This window comes from Bradyrhizobium sp. Arg816 (assembly GCF_029989365.1).
GTDB lineage: Bacteria > Pseudomonadota > Alphaproteobacteria > Rhizobiales > Xanthobacteraceae > Bradyrhizobium.
On sequence record NZ_JAPRAQ010000015.1, the window covers coordinates 173507 to 195532 of the forward strand.

Sequence of the window (22026 nt, forward strand, 5' to 3'; positions counted from 1 at the left end):
CGCGAAGCGGTTTTCCGACCAGAGAGCTCGCTTTGAGCTTGGTCGGTCATGATCCATGTGCGGAAGCACCCAAGTCAGAGCCTGAACCAAGGCAGGGTGAGATAGACGCAAGCGATCATTGAGAGGATGGGAATTACCCACACCCATCCCGACCAGAAGTTTCGCACTGAACGTCCGGGTAACGACGCAGCAACGAGGGCGACGATCAGTGCCCCGAGCGCGGCCGTCGCGGCCCACCCGTACCAGTACATCGCTGGAGCTAGAAATCCCATCGCAGGGTCAGCAACGTCTCGCGAATGATGCGTGCCCGGCAGCACGATGCCGAGCGACGGGAAAACGGTGAAAAGAGCAAGGTCCTTCGCGAGTGCAACCACGTAGAGGAAGCCAAATGTCGTCCCGAACGCGAAGGCAAAGCGGCGGAACGCAGCTGATAACGTCATGCGCCGAAACCCCTGATGTTGTTTACGACGTGGCCAGTTAGGAAGCCCCACCAGATGACAAAGGCGAGGATCGAGGTGAGCATCGTGCGCGTCTGAGCAGGCTCGTCGGCACGCGGCCGTCGCCAGCAAACCCAGTAGGCTGGTAGCAACGCAAAACCGATAGCGGCGAAGTGCTCCTTGAGGTCGAAGAAGCCCAGGGCTGGCCAATGACCGGCGCGCTCTAACTCTGGCCTGATGTCGACGCGAAAATACAGATAGATGATCCCACCAAGCAGGATGGAGATGGCATACAAGACGACGACGGCGTCGGCGAATCGGGCCGATGGCACGGAGCGAAAGCGGCCGAAAAACGAACTGGGGCGCGTTCCCACAGTCGCCCACGTCGCCAAGGTCTGGTGCGTAATCGCGCCAAGCAGTGCAACGGCGACCAAGCCGTGAATAATCAGGAGTACTGTCGCCAGAACCTCACTCCCGGCCTATTGCCCGCTGCTGTCACGTGAAGAGTTCCTCAGTCCCGAATGGCTCCGCCGACCACGGCCGGAAGCGATTGAGGGTGAACTTTGTCTTCTGGCCGGGTTCAACGTCCACCAGCACGTAGTTGTACTCCTCTTGCGGAGGCTGGCCCTTCCAGTAAAGGTCCCGCGGGTAGTCGGCGGGCACCTTGATGCTGGTTCGCCCCGGTAGGATTGGGTCTTGTTCTGCGCCACCGCCGCCCAAAATCAGATACTTGACCCCATCTACATCGTAGATTTCCGTGGTGTGGACGTGCCCGTTCAACACGATCACCTCCATGTCCTTGGCATACGATGCAATCACCTTGTGCGGGTTATCGGGAGCGGGGATCGGGCCTAAGCCTGACCGCGCAAACACGGGATAGTGGAAGACGATGAACGTCTTCCGAATGCCATTGGCCTTCGCCTCGTCCATCCACTTTTGAAGCTGGGTCATCTGCTCGGCATATTTTGGCCGATCAGCGTCCCACAGCGACGGCGAACGGTAATCGTACTTGCCACTCCAGAGATAGATGAAGCGGGTGCCCTTGAAGTCGAATTTGTAGATGAGGTTTTCCGGGGTGACGCCGAATTTTTTCAGATACGGCACAGCCGAAAGTACGCCCTCAATCCTTGGGTCGGCCCACACCTCATGATTACCTACACTCATGAAAAAGCGCCCATCCAGACCGGCCGCGCGCATCTCGTCGTCCGGCGCCGGTAGCTTCTTCAACATTGTTTCGTTCACGCGCTTCCAGTATGGGCTGTCACTCACGGTCAAGCCCTGATTGCCCCACCACACGGCGTCACCACTATTGACCACGAATTTGGCGCGACCGGACTGAACGTCCTTGACGATTTCGCGCGTCACCCATTCGCCGCCCTGAAGCCGGAACATGGTTCGATGCACTCCGGGAAGCAGTTTCACGTCTTCAACGGAAGCCTCGGTGACCCAACCTTTATCGACCGTCAGGGTCATCACTTCCGTCTTGGATGCGAACGGCATGACGACCTTGACCAGGTCCTTTGTGACCGGATCGAAGATCATCCTCACATCCTTCGCCACGACGGCCTCGGCGACCTTCTCCGGCATGACCAATCCGAACATCTCGACGAAGAACTTGCTGAGGTCCGGTTGTCCCTCTTTCAACGGGAGGTACATCATCGGTCGGGTATCGCCGACCGCAGCGAATGAAAAGCCGCCCCCAATGGAAACGGGTGCTTGCGCGGTTGTTGTTTGGGCCTGCGCGTTGGCAACGACCGGCATGGAGAATGCTGGGAGCGCCGCAAGTGCGCCTAGAACCAGGCGACGACTGGGCTCGTTAGGCCAAGAGGATTGCATGACGATCACCCCTGATCGAGGAGAGGGAATGAGCCGCCGCATAGGGCGCGCCAAACAGCCCGATTTGCCGGCCGTTTCCCGTAGACCTTCAGCGGTGGGTAAGCTTGATATAGATCAACGCCTTCATCTGCCGTAGCAGCGAGCACGTAGAGCGGCGGCTGGCAGCTATTCTGGCCGCGGACGTTTGCGGGCATCGCAGGTGTGCAGAAATACAGCGGCAAGGACGTGGCGAACCCACAGGTGGCGAGCATGATGTCGATGAAATTGCCGCTGTGGCTTCGCTTTTTCCTGCTCGTCGGCGTCGCCGCCTTTGCAGCAGGCGCAGGTCTTATTGCCTATCGGTACTACAGCCGCCCGGTAACGCTGACTGTGGCGGTCGGGTCGCTCGACGGCGAGGCAGCCAAGGCAATGTCAGCGATGGCAGGCGAGTTCGTTTCAGCGAACGCGCCGGTCCGGCTCAAGGTCATCGACACCGGCACAGCGCTCGAGGCCGCTGCGGCTTTCTCCGCGGGCAAGGTCGATCTCGCTGTGGTTCGCGGCGATGTCGGCGACTTGTCGCAGGCGCAAGCCGTCGTCGTCGTCAGCCATATGGTCGTACTGATCATCGCGCCGCCGGGATCGTCCATCGACAGCATAGCTAACCTGAAGGGACGCACGGTCGGCGTGGTCGGCGGAGCAGTGAACGCCAAAATTGTCGATGTGTTGACCAAGGGATACGATCTGGCGGGCGCAAAAGTTGTCTTCAAGAACCTTGCTTTGACGGATGTCCGGCAAGCCATCCAGTCGAAACAAGTCGGTGCCCTACTTGTCGTGATCCCGCTCGCCGAAAAATACCTCTCGCTCGTTCGCGGATTTTTTCAGCTCGACCGTAAAAAGACCCCGGTACTGATCTCGATCGAGTCCGCAGGGGCAATTGCAGAGAATGAGCGCGCTTTTGAAAGCTTCGACGTCCCGAAGGGCACACTGCGGGGATCGCCGCCGGTCCCGGAAGATGACCTGACGACCCTGAGGACCTCGCTATACCTGGTTGCGCAAAAGAAGCTTGGCACTGATCTGGTAACCGACCTCACGGAGGCGATCATGAGCGCGCGCAGGAATCTGCTGCGCGAGCAGCCGATTTTCGCGCAGATCACCGCGCCCAGCACCGACCAGGATGCCTACCTTCCGCTGCACCCTGGCGCGGCAGCCGTCTACAACAGCACCACGCAAAGCTTCATGGATGAGTACGGCAACTGGATCTATTTGACGCCGATGATACTGGGTGGCGCTGCCACCATGCTTGCGGCGGCGTGGAAATTCCTGGGCGTCGGCAGCCGCGCAGCCGAAGGTCCGCTCGATTCTCTCTACGCCCTGGCGCGCCGGATTCGGAAGGTCGATACAGAGGCTGAACTTTCGGATATCGAAGACGAAATCGACGGCATTCTAAAAGCGGAGCGCGCCAAATCCGCTGCTGGAGACGAGAGCGCGGTGGATGATGCCACATTGAACGTGGCAGCCCACCGGCTGGAGAACTTGATTCACGACCGACGCACATTGATCGCCAGGGGACCCGCGGTTGCCTCCGCGGCGAAGGCGACACAGCGCTAAGTCACGTCACGCCTCGCAACACACTGGTGAACCATGAATGCAATCGCGCTATCGTGCGTCACGTTTCTATGCATCTCAGGCGGTGCCCTGCTCGGTATGTTCCTTCCTGGGCATCACCTGAGCACGGATGACAAGGATGTGGTCAGGCTGGGCACGGGCCTCATCGGGACGATAGCCGCGCTTGTCCTCGGCCTGCTGATCGCCTCGGCGAAGGGCTCCTACGATACGCAGAGCACTCAAGTCACGCAGATGACGAGTAGTGTTGTCCTGCTCGACAATCTGCTGGCGCAGTACGGACCGGAGACGAACGACGAACGCAATCTGTTACGGCGCACCATCGTTGTTTTAGCCGATCGAATGTGGCGCGAGAAAAGTTCCGAGGTTGCCAAGGCGAACCCCTTCGAGGCGAGCGCCGCAAGCGACGCATTCTATGCGAAGCTTCAGCAGCTTTCGCCGCAAAACGATTCCCAGCGCTCCGTGCAAGCCAGGGCCATACAGGTCGCCACCGACATTGCGCAGATCCGCCTGCTGCTGTTCGCACAGACGAACAACTCGATCCCTATGCCGTTCCTGGTGGTGCTGATTTTCTGGCTCACCATCATCTTTGGAAGCTTCGGCCTGTTTGCCAAACCCAGCGCAACCGTTTTCGGCTCGCTGTTCGTTTTTGCACTGTCGGCCGCCGGGGCGATCTACCTGGTCCTGGAACTGGGTCAGCCATTTGCGGGTTTGATGCAGATTTCCAGCGCGCCACTGCGCAGCGCCCTCACGCCGCTCGGTCCCTAAGCCATTCGCATGATCGAGGTTGCCGGCCAGAGCGACTGGCTTCGCCTTGTCGGTCGCGACATTCGCGCAGGCTATGACGCCCGCGCCGATTCCTCGGCCGGACGGCATGATTTCGCAAATTGCCGTCGGCTGCGGTCCGGGCAGGACAATGGTGAACGGTGTGTGCGTGGCAAGAACCACCATCCGCCAGACCCGCCGCGCCGTCCGCAGGTGTGTGCGATGGCAGGGAGGCGCCTGCGTCTTGTACCAGTGAACGCCCCCAAGCTCACTTGGTCCATAGCAGATGGGCTCGGTTCGATCCAAGGCAGGCGAAGCCGTCACTCGACCGCTACATCTTCAAAGTCGCGATGCATCGTTCGACGCATAACCTCGAAAATGACGGCTGTTGACCAGCCAAACAGCAGTACGCCGTTCATTGCGGTAAGCGGTCCGAGCAGCCGCCAATGCTCAACTGGTACCACGTCGCCATATCCGAGCGTCGTGTAGTTCACAAATGCGAAGTACGTAAGATCGGTACCAGTCGGCGCGGCATCGAGTCTTTCATAGGCCAGCGACCAGACGATGACTTCCGAAGCGTGAGAAGCCATCAAGATCGAAACGGTCGCGATCATGACTGCGATCAAGCGCAACGACGGTCGCGAGGGGGACATCGTGCGCGTCCTTTGCGCGATCTGAACCAGCATAACCATTATCAATGCATGGATCGTAATGTTACAGGCACTCACGACAGTGCCTATCAGCAGTTGACGGAACATCACAGTTTCTCCCGCTGTATTTCACCCCGTGCAAGACTGTCAGTCTGAACCTGGCTATCGCCCGCTACGGCTGACATCGGCCTTAGCCGTTTGCGGCTGTTCGCGGTTATGTCGGTGACTTGTCGTGGCCACGCCGCCCGCCTGCTTTCACGATCGAGATTGGTCAGCGATCTTAACCAATTATCCAATTGCAGCGGTCGGGGCTGGTCTAGAAATCGAGCCAGCAGTCTTGATCTCAATCAACGTTCCGGTTCGGGGAGCAAATGCAATAGAGCACCTCATGCGCGGCAGGTCGGACACTATGGCCAACTCCAGCGCTGCATCTGTAGCTCACAGGTTACTGCCGATCCTGGATTGGGCACCCGGCTATCGACGCGATTGGCTGTTGCCCGATGTTCTCGCCGGCCTCGCGCTTTGGGCCGTCATGGTGCCCGAGGGCATGGCTTATGCCGGCATTGTCGGCGTGCCGCCGATCATGGGCCTCTATACGATCGTGCCGGCGCTACTCGCCTATGCGCTGCTCGGTACGTCGCGGCAGCTCGTGGTGGGACCGGACACCGCAACAGGCCTGATCTCCGCAGTGACTATCGGCGCGATCGCCACGCAGGGAACGGCGGAATTCAACTCGCTGACCTCCACGCTCGCCGTCCTGATCGGATTCTTCTTCCTCTCTTTTGGAATCATGCGCATGGGGTGGGTCGCGAGCTTCATTCCCACACCGGTGATGCGTGGCTTTATCGAAGGGCTCGTGTACGTCACCATCATCGGGCAGGTGCCGCATTTGCTCGGCATCAGCGGCGCATCGGGCAACTTTTTCACGAAGCTTTGGCATGTCTTGCAGCACTTGCCGGACGCTTCAGTTGCGGCTGTGGTAACCGGCATCCTGTCGCTCGTCGCTATGCTGGTGCTCCGCCACATGGCGCCTGCGGTGCCGGCGGCTCTAGTCGTCATGGTCACGGCGACAATCGTGATCGGACTGCTCGGCGGAGAGGCCACAGGTGTGCACGTGGCCGGCCATCTCCCATCCGGCTTGCCTCATTTGACGGCGCCGAATCTGGAGATCTCGACATTGACCGAACTTGTGCCAGGCGCACTCGCCATCGTGCTGGTCGGCTACGCCGAGGCACTCGGCGCTGCCAAGGCTGCCGCCCTGCAGAGCGGCGGCAAGATCGATCCAAACCAGGAGCTGGTTGCGCACGGACCTGCCAACATTCTGAGCGGGCTTTTCGGCGGATTTCTCGTTGTAGGCAGCCTGTCGAAGACTTCTGTAGCCACGTCCGCGGGCGCACGCAGCCAGCTCGCGAACCTGGTCGCGGCGGTCTTTAGCTTCCTTACGCTCATCTTTTTGACCCCTCTGTTCCGAAACATGCCGCAGCCGGCGCTCGCGGCCATCGTCATTGCAGCGATGTTGCATCTGACCAAGCCCAGCTACCTGCGCGAGCTGTTCGTTCGAAGCCGCTGGTCGTTTGCAAATTGTGTGATTGTCATCCTCGGCGAGCTGACTCTGGGGGTGCTCCAGGGCATTGCCCTGGGAGTCGTGCTGTCGCTGCTGACGTTGATCTATCTTGCGAGCCATCCAAGGGGAGCGGAGCTCGGACAACTTCCGGGCACCGAGGCCTATCGCAGCGTGCAACGCCATCCCGAGGCAGTAACATTTCCCGGGCTAATGATCTGGGGAGCGGGCGGCGACCTCTTTTTTGCGAGCATCGGCCACATCAGCACGGCTTTGAAAGCCGCACTGGCCGCGCGGCCAGACGTCAAACGCGTGCTTCTGGATTGCGCCGCGGTCAACTTCATCGACGTCAGTGGAGGAGATGAACTGCTCGGTCTCATCAACGAGCTGCAGAAGATGGGCATTAGCGTCGGCTTTGTCCGGATGCGCGATGCTGTTCGAGATGGCATGAAGCGTGCTGGGGTCGAGGCAATTGTGGGACCGGGGAATTTTTATGATCGCGCCACAGATGGCGTGCGCGCCTGGCAGCAGCAAGCTGACGTTGGTTAGTGCGCCATGAGAGGACATAACCGTTGAACTGAAGCCACCTGACATGGAACGTACAAGACACATCGTCGAACCTACGCCCTCTCCTGGCGCCGCGCATGCTTTGCATATCGTCTCGCCCGACGAGCGGATAGCAGCCGGCAAGGCGTTGCGCGACAAGGTCCCGCGCGAGCAGCACGGGCACTGGAATGGCATTAAGGGACGAGCGGACCCGATCGAGCTTCTGCGCAAGTCAGACGATGATCGGTTGAAAAAGCTCATACCGATCCGGTATGGCCGAATGCTGCAATCGCCGTTTGCCTTCTATCGGGGCTCGGCCGGCATCATGGCGGCTGACCTGGCGCGAACGCCAATCACTGGATTAGAGGTACAAGCGTGCGGCGATTGTCACCTTCTCAATTTTGGCGGATTCGCCACACCTGAACGAAGCATCATCTTCGACATCAACGACTTCGATGAGACTTCCCGGGGGCCGTGGGAGTGGGACGTCAAGAGGCTTGTCGCATCGATCGTGCTTGCTGCCAGATCGAACGGATTGTCCGATGCTCGTGGCTGCGACTGTGCCGTCAATTGCGCGCGCAGATATCGCGAACATATGCGTGAATTCGCCGACATGGACCCGCTTGCAGTCTGGTATGCCGAAACCAAAGCGTCCGACTTCATCGACTCCTTGCCAAAGGCATTGCAACGGAGCGTCAGGAAGCGGATCGAGAAGGCGGCGGGCCGAAGCGGTTCGGAATTTGACCTTCCCAAGCTCGCGGGCTCCGTTGCCGGGCAGATCCGCATTACGGATCAACCGCCATTGATTTTTCATCCGGGATCGATCAGTGCCCCCGAAGCTGAAGCGACACTTGAACAGCTCCTTCACGCTTACCGACAATCGCTGGCTGATGATCGGCGGATGCTGCTCGATCGCTATCGGCTCGTTGATGTGGCCATCAAGGTGGTTGGCGTGGGCAGCGTGGGCCGCAGATGCTGGATCGCCCTGCTGATGTCCGAGGGAAACCACCCTCTGTTCTTGCAATTCAAGGAAGCGGTGAGCTCTGTGCTCGAGCCTTACGCCGGAAAAAGCACATTCGGCCATCATGGGCAGCGCGTTGTGATAGGACAACGTCTGATGCAGCCGGCCTCGGACATTTTTCTCGGCTGGGTCACCGCGCCCAACGGACGACAGTTCTATGTCCGCCAATTGCACGATGCCAAGATCAAGCCCTTGGTAGAGACGTTCAATGCCGGGATGTTGGACGCCTATGCGCAGGCGTGCGGCTGGGTACTCGCTCGCGCGCATGCGAAGGCCAGCGAGATATCGGCGACGATCAGCGGCTATCTCGGATCTTCAAACGATGCATTCGAAATAGCCATGGGACAATTCGCGCTGGCTTATGCGGACCAGGCGGAGCGCGATCATGCCGCGCTCAAGGCTGCGGTGCGAAAGGGAGAGATTGTCGCCGTCAAAGGCGCCTGAGCATGAAGCCGATAACGCGCAATGGCTGCTGATGGCGTCCACCCACGCCGCTTCCTTCGGCATCGGCAAGGGCGATTCTTGATCTAGATCAAGGGATGCCGGGAATTTCGGGAGAAGTCTTGCTAGAGGGGCACATTGCGCCGGAGTTGCTGATCGGTCCAAATGTGAGAATAGCATGGAAGATCCATTCCTGAACTATTTCGCACTTGGCTTGCTGTTTTTCGTGGTGATCGTGCTGGTCTACGGCATCATCGCGATCCACGACATTCCGGCTCGGATCGCTCACGCGCGTCATCATCCGCATCAGGACGCGATCCACGCCGCAGGCTGGATCAGCCTGTTCATGCTGCACCTGCTGTGGCCGTTCCTCTGGATTTGGGCAATGATGTATCGGCCGGATCGAGGCTGGGGCTTCGGTCAAAAGCCGGGTGAGCCGGCCTCACCGCAGGAGGCGGTGGCCGAGCTCGAGGCGCTCAGGCGCCGAATGACGGAGATCGAAGCAAGGCTAGAGAACAGGGATCCAGCAGCTCAATCGAACAAAGAACAGCCTCGGCCTACGGTGGGGCAATCGGGACCAGCGATCTCGGCTGCCGAGGGGAGCGCTCCTGCGACAGATGCGGTAGCTTTGGAGAGCCGAGGCGGCCGACGATAACTGACGTGCTCTCGAAGCTTGGAGCGGGAGGCCACCAATGGAAATCTTGCTCACCTTGACCTACGTGGCGATCTGCGTTGCCATCTTCAAGATTTTCAGAATCCCGGTCAATCAATGGACGCTTGTGACGGCTGCGCTCGGTGGCATCTTCGGGCTTTCGCTGCTGTTCATCACGATGGCCTACAACCACCCGTTTTCAACCAACGGGCGAATTTATTTCACCACTGTGCCGATATTACCGTCCGTTAAAGGCCGGGTGGTCGAAGTGTCGGTCGCGAACCGTACCAACGAGCACCTCGAAGCCGGAGAAGTTCTCTTCAAGATCGATCCCAAGCCTTACGAATATATCGTCGAGCAAAAGCGGGCGGGGCTGGCGGACGCGGAGGCCAGTGTTGCCCAGCTCAAGGCGTCAGTTGATCAAGCCTCAGCGGCGACCGCGAAGGCAAAGGCCCAACTGCAGCTTGCCCAGGAAAACTACGACCGGCAGTCTTACTTGTTTAAGCAGAACGTTGTCGCGCAGGCCACGCTCGACACCGCGACACGCAATCTGGATGCGTCAAAACAAGCCACGGCCGAGGTTGTTGCTGCGGAAGATCGTGCCCGGCAAGCGTATGGCGCGACAGTTGACGGTGAACACTCAGCCATCGTGCGTTTGCGCAATGAGCTTGCCGATGCGCAATACGATCTGGACCAGACCGTTGTTCGCGCACCCACCAGCGGCTTTGTCACCGAGCTGGCACTGCGGCCCGGCGTGTATGTGGTTCCGGCGCCATTCCGTCCAGCGGCGATTTTCGTTAACGACAGCCAGAAGGATCAGTCTTTGGCGGCCGCGTTTCAGCAAAACGCTTTGCAGCGCGTTCGTGCTGGCGATGAGGCCGAGGTTCTGTTCAAGGCCATACCCGGTCGCGTCTTCAAGGCCAAGGTCCGCCTTGTGATTGATGCGATTGCCGGTGGCCAGCTTCAAACCACGGGCACGCTACTGAATCCTGGGGGGGCGGAGGTGCCCGCAGATCGGGCTTTGGTCGTTTTTGACCTCGTCGATGACACCTCAGGTTATCAGCTGCCACTCGGTTCGGCAGCCGAAGCCGCCATCTATACTGAACATTTTCATGAGCTTTCGTTGCTGCGAAAAATCCTTCTGCGTATGCGCAGCTGGAAAAACTACGTCTTCCCGGAAAGCCTCTAGAAGATCGATGACGCACACAGCACTTCTCGGCTCGGCGGCGGCAAACGCGTTGCATCAAATTTTTGAAGTCGCCACGGCCAATCGCTCAGCACTGCCTCTACGCGGCCTGGCGGCCGGACCGGGTCGCTTAAGGCTTGCTCCGGAAGAGTGCGAAGCGGTTTTCCGACCAGAGCACAGCTCATTTGCCTCTCGTGCCTCGGACGTCGTGGCTACGGTCCAGCCTTGGTGGATGTGGCGCGCGCGTCAGCCGGTGCGGTCTCGCCCCTCGCTCCGTCATTGCGAGCGCAGCGAAGCAATCCAGACTGCCTCCGCGGAAAGACTCTGGATTGCTTCGCTGCGCTCGCAATGACGACGAGAGATCATGCGCAAAACAAGAAGCTGACGCGCCAAGGCGATTGAGCGATGCCATCATGCCCCTGTTTTGCCCGACGGAGCAAGTTAGCCCGTTCGTCAAAGGCCGCTGTGTGGACCTCGGACGGGCAGGGGTGAACGCGATCGGCATGGGTGGCACCGCGCGGGTTTCGGTCGAATGAATGAGGACAACCGGCCGCAAAATGGCTGATCTACCTGATCGGCCACCGGGCCGTTCGTTGCTTCCTGCCTGGCGGCATGACCTGAAGGAGAACTGACAATGGCTGATCGCTTTGCTGGATACGGCAATGGCTTGGATTCGCCGGCCGTAAAAGTCGCTCAGGTATCGAGCGACGTCGACCTTCCGGCCGGCCCTTGCCGCTGCCTCTTAGTCGGCACCGCAGGCACGGCTACCGTGATCGATTCCGAGGGGAATACGGCCACTAATATCCCGTTGCAGGCAGGCTACAACCCGTTGCGCGTTACGAAAGTCACCTTCGGCAGCGCGGCCGACGTTTGGGCTCTGTACTGAGATGCCGGGGCTCGGTCTTTCACTCACCAGCCGCGCTGTCCTTGAGACAGGGCCAGGGAGTGGCAACGGAAACTTCATCGACGACAACAGCGTCACGTCGTTTGTTGACGACAATGGTGTGACATCTTTCACCGACGACTCGGGGCATTAAACAATGGCAACTAATCTCGCACTAGCCTCGATCAAGGCCACTGGAAGCCCGACCACCCGCACCCTTGGCGACCGCTTTGCCGACGTTTTCAACGTCAAGGACTACGGCGCCAAAGTCGACGGTAAGACTGTCACCGATCTCGGCGCCACGAACGGCAGCGCGAACGTGACCAGCTCAAGCTTTACGGCCGCTGACGTCGGCAAAGTCATCAACGCCTACATCGGCACCAGCGTGACCACGACGGGCAATACGGCCAGCGGAAGCCGAGTGATCACCGGCCTTGCCAGTACCACGGGCATTGCGCCCTTGCAGAGCGTGGTGGGTACCAACGTTCCGGCTGGTGCCTACGTTGTTGCGGTCGATACGACCAACGCTCGCGTGTTCTTCAACCAAGAGGTGGAAGCAAGCGGCACGGGTAACGTCTCGCTGACCTTCATCAATCAGGTCCCCACATCGATCTTGAGCGCAGGGGCGGGCACGGCCACGCTAAACGTAGCTGCTTCAACCACGGTAACGGCAACGCGGGCGTATTATGGCACGGATGACTCCGCGGCTATCGGCGCTGCTGTCGTCGCGGCCGGCACGAACGGCGGCGGCCTGGTTGTTCTCGGTAACGGCACCAGCATGATCACGACCCAGATCAACCCGGTCGCTTACAACAGCGGCAACTGGCCGTCCAATGTCAGCCTGACCGGACAGAGCCGTTCCGCCAGCGTTCTTCGCTGGGCCTCGCCGAATTCGATGGCAGATACCGCCGGTAACCGGGCCGTGATCTACTCCATCCATGGCGCTCATTCCGCGGCGCTGCACGACTGCAATTTCGAGAAATTCGCCATCGACATGGGCGCGGCGATCGACAGTCCGTACAACTACAATGGCACTGCGATGCGATTGGTGATGAATCGCAACGTCACCATCAGGGACGTCAAGTTCGTAGGCACGCCGGCAACCTGCCTTGGCGTAGACAATCCGCAGCGGCTGCTGATCACTGGCTGTCTTTTCGAGAATTGCGCACGGCTCGGTGTGACTGGGGGCGGCTCAATCGCGCTCTTGCTCAATGAGAATGTGCGCGACCCGGAAAGCTTCATCGTTTCGAACAATCAGATTTTCAATTCCGGCTGCTTCGGCGTTATGTGGGAAAATTTCTTCACCACGTCAGCCAACCCGACGATCAGCGATGACAACGCGATCGTTATCGGCAACTACATCTACTATGACGCCTTCCAGCCCAACAATACCATGGTTTACGGCATCCAAGACGCGGGCGGCTGGGGCTCGCAGATCATCGGCAACGTGATCAAGGGGCCATCGGCCAACACGACGCAGTTCGTCGGCATCGGCATGGCGGCGGGCGACAAGACCACCTTCAACACTGGCGGCGGCCAGACGCTGCGCATCGCCGACAATACCGTCATCGGCATGGGTACCCCCATCTACCTGCTGACGGCCGGCTCCAAAGACATCATAGTTGACGGTAACTTCGTGACGCAGGGGGGCAGGTCGACAACGGGCGGTATCGCGATCAACAACAACGCGGACGGCACCAGCCGCGCGATGAACAACGTCAACATCCGAAACAACGTCTGTTTCGGCAATGCTGGCGCTGGCATCTGCTCCACCCTCGGACCTGCCACGGCCAATACAAACTGGACCATCCAGAACAACACCTGTTTCAACAATGGAACGGTCGGCGGCAATCGCGCTGGTATTCTCTTTGCAACGCCTCAGACCGGCGCCATCATCAGCGGCAATCGCTGCTATGATAACGGCACCGGGATGCAGCAGTTTGGGTTGCAGATCGCCAGTGGCGTCGCCGTCACCGGCGCGCTCGTTGCTGACAACGACTTCACCGGTAATGCCAGCGCTGGCGTGAGTGCGCTCGGCACCATCACTGGCATCTTCCAGGGCAATAAAGGCATGCCGGCGCCGTCGATCTCCGGCAACGGCACCACTCCCACCGGGAACGGCGATATCGGCACCTATACCTCGAATGTCACTGGCACATGCACTGTGGTCGTGACGCCGTTCGGCACGTCCAATATCATCGCTGAGAACGGCTACGTCGGGTCGGCGTTCGACAAGACTACGCCTGCCAACGCTCATTTGCAGACCGCTTATACGACCACGAGCGCTACGTTCAGCGGGTCGACCACGACCGGGGATGTGATCGCGTTCAATCTGCGAATGTTCTAGCGCGTTTGCTCTCGGTTCCAGGGAGTCGGATCTCTCTTCGACGGGTGCGACTCCGGCTGCCGAGCAAGCCACTCTGTATAAGCAGATTTGGCGGCTTGGTCCCAAACCGATGGGCAATAGAAATTATCGCTCATGAGGGCAGAAGAGATGTGGGATGCGTCCATGCTTGCTTTTCCTGCGATCGATCAGGCGAAGATTCTAGCGGCCTAATACTGTCTGTTCCACCAGTTATCGACGTGCTCTTTCCATCGTTGAAACCGGCTGAGCTTTGCGATCCGCTCGTCTTCCTCTGCGTTTAGCGGCCGGACGATGTACCAGAGCGCCGCCGCAATCGCCACAACGCATGCTGCGTAGATGACTTTTTCCAAAGGCATAAGCTGAAATATCCCGAGCAAAGCTTATGGCTACTCCAAGTTGCGCCGCGCAAGCAACTCGGTACTTCTACGGTTCGATCGCGATGTTCTAATCAGCTTCGGCGGCACCTTCACCATAGTCGACCCCGGCTCGACACCATTCAAAGCCCGCATCATCCCGATCCGTGCCTATTTCCTCCCTGACGGCATTCATCTGACGGCCGCGGGATATGCGCTGGTCGAGGCGGTTCGTAAGCCGCTTGAGATCGCCTAGCTGGCGCTTCCCATAGGTGCTGTCCGTATTTAGGCGTCAGCATTCCAAGCTGAATCGTGGAGTGTCCTACTTCGCGCCCACAATGCACTCAGTCGACACGATGATCGCCGCAGACCGCTGAGTCAGATACGGCTTCGGGATGTTCAATTGTTTAGCCGCAACATCGCATTGTTCTTGCGTGTCGAACTTGAAGGTTGTGACCGTAGAGTGAACTCCGTTGGTCGGGGGGATTCCCACCAAAGCCGTGATGAAAACCAGGGTCCACATGCGGGGCTCCTCCTATAAAATAAATTAGCGGCCTATTTCACGTCATTCAATCAATTAGGACATCTGGTGGTTAAATACGGACAGCACGCGAAAACCTGGTGACTGCCCAAGGAGCCGGCATCATTCCCCAGGAACCGGGGCAAATCAATCTAGGGGGCGTTATCGTGGTGTCGGAAATTTCCGAAAGTTCAAAGCGCGCCTTCCGCGGCGCAATTCTGGGCTTCAGACATCATCCCAACCGGCCGCGGAATCGTCTTCGTCCTTACGATCGGAAAAATAGAAGTTGTAGATCTCCGCATCCCGCGAACCCTTGGCAGCCTCGAAGATCACGTAGCGGTATCTGCCGGCCGACAGCATCGTGAGGATCGGGTGGAGCATGTCGCTCGGGAAGTCCAGATGAGCGGAGTAGTTCTTGCCGCGGTACGAGACGCGCCCAGCGGGTCGAATCTTTTCCTGCGGCTTCGGCGAGCCGAGCCTGTCCCCAAACTTTCGGATAGGCTGCTCTGACGCTCCAATCAGACGGTTGTCAGGGAAGCAGATGACCTCGCCGTGAGTGGCCTTCAACACGCCCTTCGGTTCGAGAATAGGCCCTGCAAACTGAATGTGTCGGATATCGTAATAAGGACCGGTTCGGTGGCTCGTTTCATCGATACCGAACATGTAGTCGAAACGCCAACGTTCGATCTGAACGACGTGCTTGACCTTCTCAACGTGCGGCATGGAGCCCTCCGCCTCAGTTTGACTCCGGGGTGGCCGCACTGGGTTGGCGGCCAGTGGCACAGACTGCACATGCCAAAGAAAATAGCCCCAGTTACGCTAGGTGATGCGTGAGGAATGGGTATTCCGGTTTTTCATTTGCTTGGTCGGGCTTTTACCCGTCGTCCTAGTGGCAATCTTATTGTTCAAGCTTTGAGGCCGCGAACTGACGCGGCCTCTTATTGATCTCTCTTCAGCCTGCGCCGGCCCCAATGCGGTTCTTTTCCCTTGGGGTTAAGCTTCGGGACGTAATGGCGGTTCAATGCTCGCATGACTCCGATGCGGGCAAACATCGTCGGGCCGCCACCTTCCGCCACCAGGATCAAGGCCTCCATCGCGGCTTGCCATTCGGGCGCGTTGTGCTCCTTCTTCGGCAAAGCAGTGATGTATTCGCCAGGGTCGAGCAGCGTCACCAGTACGCTATCTCCGATCCTGATCGGATCCTCGAAACGCCGACCCCAGCCTCGTTCGGTCATTCCTTCCGCTTCAGCTCAGGTCCCGCCGCCGCAATGGCTCGTTCAACCTCGTCGGCCAGGATTTTTAGATGCTCGGCCAGCTTGGTGAACAGTTCTCGCTTCTTGGGTTCAGTTGCCAGATCGCGGATCAAGGGGCACTCGGCAGGATCCGTGCGGAGCTTTTCCAACTGAGCCTGCATGTCTTTCATTGCGATCGGTTCCGTTCCCGATCTGGAACTATACCGCTTTGGGCACAAGTGGACAGAACTGATTGCCGGTTTTTCCTATGCTCGTGACCACCTGGGCGACCCCATTACCGCCAAGGTAACCTCCAAACGGCCCCGGCATCTCAGTCTGCGGAAGTGATCCCTTTTACTTGACCGTCGCAATGTCGAGTTCAAAGCCAAGTGCCAGGCAACCTCGGCGGAGCGACTTACTGCGCCTTGTTTATCGTTTCCTGGACCTTTTGCTGGTGGAGCTTTTCCTCCGCAGCCTTCATCGGGACCAGCTTGACCGTTAGCTTGTCGATCTTGCCGGTGAACCGGAATGGCGGCTGGTAGTCGTTGTCGTCCACGCCCGTGCGCGTGTCGACACCGACATCGAAGGTCTCGTAGATCGTCTCGACGAATGGAATGGTGTGCGGGATCGTCCTCTTGGCGACTTCCATGCCGTCCACCGACAGGACGCCTGTGCCGCCTTTGCCGAAACCGGGACCGTCATACTTGAAATCAAACGCGACGGCATGCTTGCCCGGCGCGAGCGCCGCAGGGCTCTCCCATCGGAAGCGTTCCACGTCATGATGCCATCATGCCCGTGTGTTGCCCGACGCGTCAATCTAATTTCGGAAAAGTCGTAACTCATTGATCCGACTGACGCCGGCTACTGTGCATGGGGTTGTTTTCGTTTTTTTGATCAGACGGCCCCGACAGCCGTCAGGCCGGGGTGATCGTCCGCAACCAGTATGGCTTGGGAAGATGGATGGTGGGCGCACAAGGGATCGAACCTTGGACCTCTCCCGTGTGAAGGGAACGCTCTCCCGCTGAGCTATGCGCCCGGGACCATCATGCCGACGGCCGGACTTTCGGCCGGCCGGCACATCGGAGCCCGCGATTTAGAAGTGCCGGCCAAAGGTGTCAAGTTTCCAGGCGCGTTGAGGCCGGAAAACCTTCCGTCAATCACGCAATTCGCACGCGAAACCGTGGTTTGGGCCGCTTATGCGCCCTGCTGGCGGGCGCGGGAGGCGTGGGCCTGCAGCGCCCGGATGCGCTCGGCGAGCGTTCCGCCGCCTTCGGGCAGGATGGCTGCGGCCGCGCCATTGCCGGCGGCGTCGTTGGCCGGGCGCGGCGCCGGTTTCGCCGTCTGGCCGGCCTCGGCCGCCAGCAGGGCCTCGATCGGCGAGTTCGGGCCTTCGAGCTGCATCGCGAGCTTCGCGACCTCGGCCGCGATGTCGTTGATGCGTTCGCGCAGCAACGCATTCTCCATGCGCTCGGTCGCCCAGGAACTCTCCGCCTGCTGCTGGATCGCGTTGATGTCGCGCTGGAGCTTGGCGCGCTCGTCGCGCGCGGTGCGCAGCTGCTCCTCCAGCGCGGTCTTTTCCGCGCGGAGCGATTCGAACGCCGCCGACGACTTGCCGCCGCTCAGTGCCGCGACCTCGACGCGCAGCTCCTTGACGGTACGATCGTTGCCCTCGTTGGCCTGACGGAGCTGGTTGTTCTCGTAGTCGCGCTCGGCGAGCAGCTTGCCCTGCGTGGCGAGGCGGCCTTCGAGGTCGGCGACGCGGCCGGACAGCATCTCGGCCTCCTTGACCTGCACGATCAGCTGGCGATCGAGCTCGGTGACGCGCTGGCTCAGATTCTCGACACGGCCGCGTGCGTCGCCGAGCTCGCGCGAGGCGGTCTCCGAGTCAGAGCGCTCCTGCGTCAGCCGCACCTGCGTGGCGGCAAATTCCTTCTCGGCATCGCCGACACGATTTTTCAGTTCCTCGATCTGCGCGCGCACCACGACCAGCTCGACCTGGCGACTCTCCGCCATCATCGAGCGGTCGGACAGCTCGGAATTGATTTTTGCGAGCTCGCCCTGCTTGTCGGTCAGCGCGTTCTCGGCGGCGCGCAGGGCCTCGGTCTTGGCGTTGAATTCCTCTTCGGTGGCGCGGAGCTGCTCCTTCACCGCCTTCTCGCGCGCCTCCAGCGCGAAGATCGTGGCGTTCTTCTCGCCGAGCTCGATCTTCATGCGGTTGATGGCGTCGCTCTTCTTGCCGAGCTCGGCGAGCTGGCTCGTGGTCTTGTTCTTGAGCTGGTCGACGCTCATCTCGAGCCGCCGCGCCGACATGGCGAATTCGGCCCGTAGCTGGTCCTTGTCGGCCTGGATCTCGGCCATCGAGAGCGGCGTGGCGGCCTCGAGCCGGCGCGTGGTCAGGCGGACCGCGCGGTTATGCACCAGCGGCACGATGGCAAGCCCGCACAGCATCGAGAGCAGGAAGCCGATCGCCAGGTACATGATCGGTTCGACCATGGGGCCAGAACTCCGAAAGCAAGGAAAAATTTACCAAAGACAATGCATGGCGGGCCGGCAAAAAGCCAGCCCCGCCCTGTTGTTAACGTGAATCCGGAATCGGACCGGAGGAGGGAGCCCTAGAATGGGTTCCACGTCGCGCGCGGCGTGAACTTGAGGTAGCCGATATTGGCGCCCAGCCGCAGCCCGAGGCCCGAGCGGATCGGCACCAGCACGATGTTGTTGGCGGTGAGCGCCGTCATGCCGAAGCCGCCGATGATATAGGCCGAGCCGTCGATGCCGGCGAAGCGCTGGTAGATCGCGTTGGTGGCGGGCAGGTTGTAGACCAGCGTCATGGTGCGCGCGCCGTCGCCGCCCCAGTCGAAGCCGAGCGAGGGGCCCTGCCAATAGACGCGCAGGTCGCCGGCGTTCTTGGTGTAGAGCGTGCCTTCGCCGTAGCGCAGGCCGGCAACGAAGGCGCCGGACCCTTCCTCACCCAGGATATAGCCGTTGGGCAGGCCCCACTGGCTGACGGCCTTCTCGATGATCGAGGCGAGCCCGCGCGAGACGTTGCCGAAGAAGCGGTGGCCGGCGGTCACGAGCTCGTCCGGCCCATAGGTGGAGGGCGACGGGCTCCGCTGCGGCGGCGGCAAATTGGGCGGCGGCGCCTGCTGGGCGGTGGCCGGGACGATCCAGCCGACCAGCGCGGCAAGCGCGACCGCAGCAAGGCGTGATGCGAAAGACATAAAAGAACCCCTGGTATCGAATCCCGCCGCTTCCTTAACCTGGCGCCAACAGGCACGGCTCTAGGTTGCGCCGGATGTCCCCTCGACTCGGATGTTATCCGCAGCAACTATGACGGCACAACGGCAGGAAGATAGCCCTTTGCGCCCCGGAATCGCCTTGATCCGCTTTCTGGTCCGCCTGCTGGCGGGCATTTGGATCGCCTGCGCAGGTTTGCCGGTCGAGGCGGCCACCACCGAGCGGATCGTCGTCAACCGCTTCAGCGGCGTGGCGATCGAGGGTTTCGACCCCGTCGCCTATTTCGTCGATGGCGCGGCCGCGCAGGGGACGGCCGAGTTCGAGGCGAACCTCTGGGGCGCGGTCTGGCGTTTCCGCAACGAGGGCAACCGGGCGTCCTTCCTGGCCCATCCCGAGATCTATGGACCGCAGTTCGGCGGGTACGATCCGGCCGACATCGCCCGTGGCGTGGCCGTCGCCGCCAATCCCCGCTTCTACGTGATTTCGGCGCAGCGGCTCTATCTGTTCAGCCGGGAGGCCAACCGCGATGCCTTCGCCGCCGACCCGGAACGCTTCCTCTATGAGGTGCGCAAGCGCTGGCCGGCGCTCCAGGAACAGCTTAGTCAATAGCGGCCCATAGCCTGCGGATCGCCCCACGCGATGAACTCCGGGATGATGAAGCCGGTGTCGCCGCGCTGGCCGAATCGGAGCTCGCCCCCCTTGCCGTCGGTGACCTTGCCGCCGGCCGCCGTCACGACCGCGCAGCCCGCCCCGACATCCCATTCGCAAGTAGGTCCGAAGCGGGGGTAGATGTCGGCGCTGCCCTCCGCGATCCGGCCGAATTTCACCGCCGAGCCGACTGTCTTCCTGACCGCATTGGGCCGGCCGTCGATGAACGCTTCGCTCCTGAGGTCGCCATGGGAACGGCTCACCGCCGCGATCCAGGGCTCGCCCTGCGTCGGCAGTGCGCGGGTGCGGACCGGTTCGGCAGCACCGATGCTCGCGCCGTCGAACCTGACGCGCTCGGCGCCGCGGCCGACGATGCCGCGCCAGAGCAGGCCGAGCGCGGGCGCGGCTACGATGCCCAGCAACGGTACGCCTTCGGTCACGAGGGCGAGGTTGACGGTGAACTCGTCGCGGCCGGCGACGAACTCCTTGGTGCCGTCGAGCGGGTCGATCAGGAAGAAGCTGTCGCGGAATGGCGGCGAGGCGAGCTGGGTCCGCTCTTCCGACAACGTCGGCACGTCGTCCGCAAGTCGCGCCAAGCCGTCAGCGATGATGCGGTCGGCAGCGAGATCGGCCTCGGTGACCGGCGAGCCGTCCTGCTTGCCGTCGACCCGCATCGCTGCCCGATTGACCGCGAGAATCGCTTCGCCCGCCTTTACCACCAGCGCGGTAAGCGGCTCCATCAGGTGGGAGGCGGCCGGGCCGTCGATGATCCGCTTCACCTGCATGCCTCATTCATCGGCAATTCCATCCCCACTCGACTGATTCGCCGCGGCTTTAGGGCCGCTTCGAACCGATCGCAAGCTAGCTGCCACGGGCTTGCGAATGTTAGAACCTGCGGCATTCGTCAAGCATGCGTGATTCGCCGCGTCCGCGCCGTGCAATTCCAGGAACCCTTTATGTCTGACGCTTCGTCACCCGGTACCGCTACCGCTCCAGATGCGCTCGAACTCGCCGCGCTCCTGTGCTCGCGGGTCTGCCACGATCTCATCAGCCCTGTCGGCGCCATCGTCAATGGGCTCGAAGTGCTCGACGACGATCCCAAGCCCGAGGATCGCGAGTTCGCGCTCGATTTGATCCGCAAGAGCGCGAAAACCGCCTCCGCCCGCCTCCAGTTCTGTCGCCTGGCCTTCGGCGCGGCCGGCTCGTCCGGCGCGCAGATCGACCTCGGCGATGCCCAGACCATGGCGCGCGGTCACATCGAGGACGGCAAGTGCTCGATCACGTGGAATCTGCCGCGGCTCTTGCTGCCGAAGAATCGCGTCAAGCTGCTGCTCAATATGCTGGTTGTTTCCCAGCACACGATCCCGCGCGGCGGCATGCTGACGATCGATCCGATCGGCGAGGGCGAGACCATGAGCTTTCGCGTCACCGCGACCGGGCATAATGCGCGCCTGCCGCAGAACATCTCCGAGCTCCTGAGCGGGGAGCGCGGCCCGGCCGCGGATGCGCACGCGATCCAGCCTTATTATACACGGCTGTTGGCAGAGGCTTGCGGGCTCACCGTCAGGCTCGCGCACGAAGGCGAAGCGATCACCATTACCGCGTCGTAGGCGCGCCGCCGCCTTCAAACGTTAATCTAATCTTTACGAGGCGCTTCGGCTTGTCCGGAGCGCCTTATCTCTTTGTTGGTTCCGTTCTTTTGCACATACTCAACCATTATTAAACGCTTTGCGGTGAAGCTGGCCCCATTCCGAAATGGCGCATCACAAGTCGTGCGCGCCCTCCCTGTATGAAGGCCTGTTTTCATGGATGATCTGTTGCGGGAGTTTTTGACGGAGACCAGCGAGAGCCTGGACACCGTCGACAATCAGCTGGTGAAGTTCGAGCAGGAGCCGAACAACGCCAAGATCCTGGATAACATCTTCCGCCTGGTCCACACCATCAAGGGCACGTGCGGCTTCCTCGGGCTGCCGCGTCTGGAAGCGCTGGCGCATGCCGGCGAGACGCTGATGAGCAAATTCCGCGACGGCATGCCGGTGACGGCTGGCGCGGTGACGTTGATCCTAGCATCGATCGACCGCATCAAGGAGATCC

General features: G+C 60.6%; 24 protein-coding genes and 1 tRNA gene. 12 read left to right on the forward strand and 13 right to left on the reverse strand.

What is annotated here, in order from left to right:
- Positions 1–74: 74 nt before the first annotated feature.
- The 3 genes from OWC48_RS30725 to OWC48_RS30735 all read right to left on the reverse strand — a co-directional run bounded on the left by OWC48_RS30725 (position 75) and on the right by OWC48_RS30735 (position 2198).
- Complete coding sequence (locus OWC48_RS30725) at positions 75–440, reverse strand: hypothetical protein (RefSeq protein ID WP_282523344.1); 366 nt, start codon at positions 438–440, stop codon at positions 75–77.
- Positions 437–871, reverse strand: a complete 435-nt coding sequence (locus OWC48_RS30730; RefSeq protein ID WP_085398740.1) for a hypothetical protein — start codon at positions 869–871, stop codon at positions 437–439. The genes OWC48_RS30725 and OWC48_RS30730 overlap by 4 nt, the downstream gene beginning before the upstream one ends.
- Positions 872–932: 61 nt before the next feature.
- On the reverse strand, positions 933–2198 hold the full coding sequence (locus OWC48_RS30735; RefSeq protein ID WP_282523345.1) for a metallophosphoesterase: 1266 nt from the start codon (positions 2196–2198) through the stop codon (positions 933–935).
- Between the two features lie 324 nt (positions 2199–2522).
- On the opposite strand from OWC48_RS30735, the gene OWC48_RS30740 reads away from it, so the two are divergent.
- Together OWC48_RS30740 and OWC48_RS30745 are read left to right on the forward strand one after the other, a co-directional pair.
- Positions 2523–3860 carry a TAXI family TRAP transporter solute-binding subunit gene (locus OWC48_RS30740; protein ID WP_282523368.1) on the forward strand — a complete coding sequence of 446 codons (1338 nt, stop codon included), beginning with the start codon at positions 2523–2525 and terminating at the stop codon, positions 3858–3860.
- A gap of 33 nt (positions 3861–3893) precedes the next feature.
- Positions 3894–4643, forward strand: a complete 750-nt coding sequence (locus tag OWC48_RS30745) for a DUF4239 domain-containing protein (RefSeq protein WP_282523346.1) — start codon at positions 3894–3896, stop codon at positions 4641–4643.
- Positions 4644–4960: 317 nt separating this feature from the next.
- Here the strand turns inward: OWC48_RS30745 and OWC48_RS30750 are convergent, their stop codons facing one another.
- Complete coding sequence (locus OWC48_RS30750) at positions 4961–5398, reverse strand: potassium channel family protein (RefSeq protein ID WP_282523347.1); 438 nt, start codon at positions 5396–5398, stop codon at positions 4961–4963.
- Positions 5399–5522: 124 nt separating this feature from the next.
- Between OWC48_RS30750 and OWC48_RS30755 the strand changes: the two genes are divergently transcribed.
- From OWC48_RS30755 to OWC48_RS30785, 7 genes are all read left to right on the forward strand, one after another.
- Positions 5523–7400 carry a SulP family inorganic anion transporter gene (locus tag OWC48_RS30755; protein ID WP_282523348.1) on the forward strand — a complete coding sequence of 626 codons (1878 nt, stop codon included), beginning with the start codon at positions 5523–5525 and terminating at the stop codon, positions 7398–7400.
- 43 nt (positions 7401–7443) lie between these two features.
- Positions 7444–8862, forward strand: a complete 1419-nt coding sequence (locus tag OWC48_RS30760; protein ID WP_282523349.1) for a DUF2252 domain-containing protein — start codon at positions 7444–7446, stop codon at positions 8860–8862.
- 175 nt (positions 8863–9037) lie between these two features.
- Entirely contained in the window at positions 9038–9514 is a 477-nt protein-coding gene (locus OWC48_RS30765; protein WP_404979836.1) for a DUF3302 domain-containing protein, read from the forward strand.
- 37 nt (positions 9515–9551) lie between these two features.
- Entirely contained in the window at positions 9552–10700 is a 1149-nt protein-coding gene (locus OWC48_RS30770; protein WP_282523350.1) for an HlyD family secretion protein, read from the forward strand.
- A gap of 631 nt (positions 10701–11331) precedes the next feature.
- Positions 11332–11583: a hypothetical protein gene (locus OWC48_RS30775; RefSeq protein WP_282523351.1), complete on the forward strand. Its 252-nt coding sequence runs from the start codon at positions 11332–11334 to the stop codon at positions 11581–11583.
- A 154-nt stretch (positions 11584–11737) separates the two neighbouring features.
- The gene (locus OWC48_RS30780) at positions 11738–13927 is read left to right on the forward strand and encodes a hypothetical protein (RefSeq protein ID WP_282523352.1); all 2190 of its coding nucleotides are present in this window, start codon (positions 11738–11740) and stop codon (positions 13925–13927) included.
- 414 nt (positions 13928–14341) lie between these two features.
- Positions 14342–14554, forward strand: coding sequence for a hypothetical protein (locus tag OWC48_RS30785; RefSeq protein ID WP_282523353.1), 213 nt, complete (start codon positions 14342–14344; stop codon positions 14552–14554).
- Between the two features lie 66 nt (positions 14555–14620).
- Here OWC48_RS30785 and OWC48_RS30790 read toward each other — a convergent pair whose 3' ends face one another.
- From OWC48_RS30790 to OWC48_RS30825, 8 genes are all read right to left on the reverse strand, one after another.
- Positions 14621–14821 (reverse strand): hypothetical protein, encoded by a 201-nt coding sequence (locus tag OWC48_RS30790; RefSeq protein ID WP_282523354.1) that lies wholly within the window; start codon positions 14819–14821, stop codon positions 14621–14623.
- A 222-nt stretch (positions 14822–15043) separates the two neighbouring features.
- Positions 15044–15541, reverse strand: a complete 498-nt coding sequence (locus tag OWC48_RS30795) for a hypothetical protein (RefSeq protein WP_282523355.1) — start codon at positions 15539–15541, stop codon at positions 15044–15046.
- Positions 15542–15756: 215 nt separating this feature from the next.
- On the reverse strand, positions 15757–16053 hold the full coding sequence (locus tag OWC48_RS30800; protein ID WP_282523356.1) for a hypothetical protein: 297 nt from the start codon (positions 16051–16053) through the stop codon (positions 15757–15759).
- A complete protein-coding gene (locus tag OWC48_RS30805) occupies positions 16050–16241 on the reverse strand; it encodes a hypothetical protein (protein WP_282523357.1) in 192 nt (63 codons plus the stop codon). Before OWC48_RS30805 ends, OWC48_RS30800 begins: the two co-directional genes overlap by 4 nt.
- Positions 16242–16465: 224 nt before the next feature.
- Complete coding sequence (locus OWC48_RS30810) at positions 16466–16825, reverse strand: hypothetical protein (RefSeq protein ID WP_404979837.1); 360 nt, start codon at positions 16823–16825, stop codon at positions 16466–16468.
- 186 nt (positions 16826–17011) lie between these two features.
- Positions 17012–17086, reverse strand: a tRNA-Val gene (locus OWC48_RS30815).
- A gap of 158 nt (positions 17087–17244) precedes the next feature.
- Positions 17245–18543, reverse strand: a complete 1299-nt coding sequence (locus OWC48_RS30820; RefSeq protein WP_282523358.1) for a hypothetical protein — start codon at positions 18541–18543, stop codon at positions 17245–17247.
- A 119-nt stretch (positions 18544–18662) separates the two neighbouring features.
- Positions 18663–19268 carry a DUF1134 domain-containing protein gene (locus tag OWC48_RS30825; protein ID WP_282523359.1) on the reverse strand — a complete coding sequence of 202 codons (606 nt, stop codon included), beginning with the start codon at positions 19266–19268 and terminating at the stop codon, positions 18663–18665.
- A 139-nt stretch (positions 19269–19407) separates the two neighbouring features.
- Between OWC48_RS30825 and OWC48_RS30830 the strand changes: the two genes are divergently transcribed.
- A complete protein-coding gene (locus tag OWC48_RS30830) occupies positions 19408–19893 on the forward strand; it encodes a YHS domain-containing (seleno)protein (RefSeq protein ID WP_282523360.1) in 486 nt (161 codons plus the stop codon).
- Here the strand turns inward: OWC48_RS30830 and OWC48_RS30835 are convergent.
- Complete coding sequence (locus OWC48_RS30835) at positions 19887–20717, reverse strand: 3'(2'),5'-bisphosphate nucleotidase CysQ (RefSeq protein ID WP_282523361.1); 831 nt, start codon at positions 20715–20717, stop codon at positions 19887–19889. The genes OWC48_RS30830 and OWC48_RS30835 overlap by 7 nt on opposite strands.
- Before the next feature lie 171 nt (positions 20718–20888).
- Between OWC48_RS30835 and chpT the strand changes: the two genes are divergently transcribed.
- Both chpT and OWC48_RS30845 read left to right on the forward strand, forming a co-directional pair.
- On the forward strand, positions 20889–21542 hold the full coding sequence (chpT, locus tag OWC48_RS30840) for a histidine phosphotransferase ChpT (protein ID WP_166349669.1): 654 nt from the start codon (positions 20889–20891) through the stop codon (positions 21540–21542).
- A 195-nt stretch (positions 21543–21737) separates the two neighbouring features.
- Positions 21738–22026: Hpt domain-containing protein (locus OWC48_RS30845; RefSeq protein ID WP_282523362.1), on the forward strand; the 289-nt coding region annotated here is incomplete at its 3' end.

Coding starts and splice junctions, on each gene's coding strand:
- chpT (WP_166349669.1), top strand. CDS start 20,889: ATGTCTGACGCTTCGTCACCCGGTACCGCTACCGCTCCAGATGCGCTC.
- OWC48_RS30780 (WP_282523352.1), top strand. CDS start 11,738: ATGGCAACTAATCTCGCACTAGCCTCGATCAAGGCCACTGGAAGCCCG.
- OWC48_RS30735 (WP_282523345.1), bottom strand. CDS start 2,198: ATGCCGGTCGTTGCCAACGCGCAGGCCCAAACAACAACCGCGCAAGCA.
- OWC48_RS30760 (WP_282523349.1), top strand. CDS start 7,444: ATGGAACGTACAAGACACATCGTCGAACCTACGCCCTCTCCTGGCGCC.
- OWC48_RS30750 (WP_282523347.1), bottom strand. CDS start 5,398: ATGTTCCGTCAACTGCTGATAGGCACTGTCGTGAGTGCCTGTAACATT.
- OWC48_RS30825 (WP_282523359.1), bottom strand. CDS start 19,268: ATGTCTTTCGCATCACGCCTTGCTGCGGTCGCGCTTGCCGCGCTGGTC.
- OWC48_RS30740 (WP_282523368.1), top strand. CDS start 2,523: ATGATGTCGATGAAATTGCCGCTGTGGCTTCGCTTTTTCCTGCTCGTC.
- OWC48_RS30745 (WP_282523346.1), top strand. CDS start 3,894: ATGAATGCAATCGCGCTATCGTGCGTCACGTTTCTATGCATCTCAGGC.
- OWC48_RS30795 (WP_282523355.1), bottom strand. CDS start 15,541: ATGCCGCACGTTGAGAAGGTCAAGCACGTCGTTCAGATCGAACGTTGG.
- OWC48_RS30770 (WP_282523350.1), top strand. CDS start 9,552: ATGGAAATCTTGCTCACCTTGACCTACGTGGCGATCTGCGTTGCCATC.
- OWC48_RS30790 (WP_282523354.1), bottom strand. CDS start 14,821: ATGTGGACCCTGGTTTTCATCACGGCTTTGGTGGGAATCCCCCCGACC.
- OWC48_RS30775 (WP_282523351.1), top strand. CDS start 11,332: ATGGCTGATCGCTTTGCTGGATACGGCAATGGCTTGGATTCGCCGGCC.
- OWC48_RS30800 (WP_282523356.1), bottom strand. CDS start 16,053: ATGACCGAACGAGGCTGGGGTCGGCGTTTCGAGGATCCGATCAGGATC.
- OWC48_RS30805 (WP_282523357.1), bottom strand. CDS start 16,241: ATGAAAGACATGCAGGCTCAGTTGGAAAAGCTCCGCACGGATCCTGCC.
- OWC48_RS30820 (WP_282523358.1), bottom strand. CDS start 18,543: ATGGTCGAACCGATCATGTACCTGGCGATCGGCTTCCTGCTCTCGATG.
- OWC48_RS30835 (WP_282523361.1), bottom strand. CDS start 20,717: ATGCAGGTGAAGCGGATCATCGACGGCCCGGCCGCCTCCCACCTGATG.
- OWC48_RS30725 (WP_282523344.1), bottom strand. CDS start 440: ATGACGTTATCAGCTGCGTTCCGCCGCTTTGCCTTCGCGTTCGGGACG.
- OWC48_RS30765 (WP_404979836.1), top strand. CDS start 9,038: ATGGAAGATCCATTCCTGAACTATTTCGCACTTGGCTTGCTGTTTTTC.